Annotated in this window: 2 protein-coding genes; both read right to left on the bottom strand. The window is 74.8% G+C overall.

Annotated features, from left to right (window positions below; all coding sequences use genetic code 11):
• Window positions 1-55: 55 nt before the first annotated feature.
• Complete coding sequence (locus GTR00_RS19580; RefSeq protein WP_205706238.1) at window positions 56-1,399, bottom strand: ABC transporter substrate-binding protein; 1,344 nt, start codon at window positions 1,397-1,399, stop codon at window positions 56-58.
• 175 nt (window positions 1,400-1,574) lie between these two features.
• Window positions 1,575-2,003, bottom strand: a complete 429-nt coding sequence (locus GTR00_RS19575) for a DUF2000 family protein (protein ID WP_166613225.1) — start codon at window positions 2,001-2,003, stop codon at window positions 1,575-1,577.
• Between the last annotated feature and the right edge of the window lie 110 nt (window positions 2,004-2,113).

Genomic DNA, 2,113 nt, shown 5'->3' with positions numbered 1-2,113 from the left:
GCCCCGCCCGCCGCCCCGCTCGTCGCGCTGCCCGCAGCGCTGCCGGCCGCGGTGCTCACGCCTCGCTCCCCGCGCGGACCCGCAGGCCCTTGTCGCGCATGATCGCGATCGTCTGCTCCTGCACGTCGGCCAGCCCGTCCACCACGGGCCGCCCGCCGGTGAGGCGCTCGCGGAAGACCGTGGAGAGCGCGTCGTTGAGCTCGATGAAGACCGGGGACCAGGTCCAGTCCGGGTTCTGCGCGTCGGCGGCGGGCACGAAGACCTCCTGGTTGTAGTTCTGGCCGCCGAAGAACTCCGACGGCTGCTCGCGCGAGGCCCCGACGTAGTCCGGCGAGGGCGACCAGCCGATGCCGCAGTTGACGATCTGGGCGTCGATGGCCGCCGGGTCGGTGGTCATCCAGTGCAGGAAGTCCGCCGCCTCGGCCGGGTGCTGGGAGGTGGCCAGCACGGCGCCGGTGGAACCGCCGAGCGTGGCGGAGGGGAAGCCCGTGCCCGGCCACAGCGGCATGGGCGCCACCCCCCACAGCCCCTCGGTGCCCCCGACGCTCTGCACGAGCGCGTCGCCCCAGGAGCCGGTGGTTACCGCGGCGATGGAGCCGCCCGCGGCCGCGGCGGTCCAGCCGGAGGAGAACGGGGCCAGCGCCGTGTTGTAGAGGTCCTCGTCGAAGGCGGCGTCCATGAACTCCCCCACCGTGCGGGTGGGGGCGCCGGCGATGTCGACGACCCAGTCCTCGCCCTCGGGGGTGAACCAGGCGGCGCCGGCCTGCATGCACAGGCTGGTGAAGATGTTCGGGTCGTTGATCGGGAAGCCCTCCAGCCGGTTCGCCGGGTCGGCCTCCTTGACGGCGCGGGCCAGGTCCGCCCACTCCGGCCAGGTGGCCGGCGGCACGGCGCCGAGCGCGTCGAGCACGTCGCGGCGGTGGAACCAGCCCACCGGGCCGGTGTCCTGCGGCACGCCGAAGATGCCGTCGCCGACGGAGACGCGGGAGATGTCGGCCTCGCGGTAGTCGCCCAGGTGGTCCCGGAAGCCGTACCGGGACAGGTCCACCAGCCCGTTCTGCAGCAGGAAGCTGGGCAGCAGCTGGAACTCGACCTGGGCGATGTCGGAGCCGCCGCCGGCGGCCAGGGCGGCGAACATGCGGGTGTAGCCGCCGTTGGTGCCCGCGCCGCTCCACACCGCCTGGACCTGCACGTCGGGGTGGTCGGCGTTCCACAGGTCACAGACCGACTGCAGGTCCTTCAGCCAGGACCAGTAGGTGAGGGTGATGGGGCCGTCGGCCCGTGGCTTGAGCGGTTGCTGGTTCACCGAGTCGGCGGCGGCGCCCACGGCGCACCCGCCCAGCGCCATGGCGCCGACGCCCAGCGCGGCACCCAGCGCGCCGCGTCGCGTGGTCTGCACGGAAGCTCCTCGTCGTCGAGTCCTTTCGGTGCCTGCACGAAACCACGCCCCCGGGCGCGGGGCAACGACCGCGGCCCGCCGCGCACCGAACCGTGATCTCGATCACGGCCCGGTGTTCCGGAAACCCCGCCGCCGGTTCCCGGAACCCGCGGTCGGCCGCCGCCTCGGAACACCCTCACGGGTGCAGGCGCGAGCCCTTGACGACCTTGTCCACGGCGGTGCGCGGACCGTGCAGGGCCAGGCCGACGAGGTCCAGGTCGGCGCCGGGCACGGCGGCGACGACGGCGCGGTTGGCGGCGTCGTGGCCGGTGCCGAACATGGCGGCGGTGAACACGGCCACCGCCAGGCCGCGCCGGCCGGCGCGCTCGCGGGCCGCGCGCAGCACGTCGGCGGAGCCCTCCAGCACGAGCACCGGCTGCCCCAGCAGCGGCAGGTAGGCGGTGCCGTCGGCGTCGGCGTACGGCAGGCCGAGCAGCTCGGGGTGGGCCGCGCTCACCCCGCCGGCCAGGAACGCGGTGACGTTCAGCCGCTGCCAGGGCAGCAGGTCCTCGCGCAGCAGGACGGCGGTCTTGGTGGCGGTGCGGGCCGGGTCGGTGGCGGGCACGTCGGTGGTGACGTCGGTGGTGGTGGCGTCGGTGGTGGCGTCGGTGGTCACGCCCCGCAGCGTCCGGCGGGCCGGGCCCGGCCGTCTTGTACGTTCTTGACGTGCGTGAG

Source organism: Kineococcus indalonis (assembly GCF_009906395.1).
GTDB lineage: Bacteria > Actinomycetota > Actinomycetes > Actinomycetales > Kineococcaceae > Kineococcus > Kineococcus indalonis.
The sequence above is the reverse complement of the archived record's forward strand: the minus strand, read 5'-3'. Positions and strand labels throughout refer to the sequence as shown.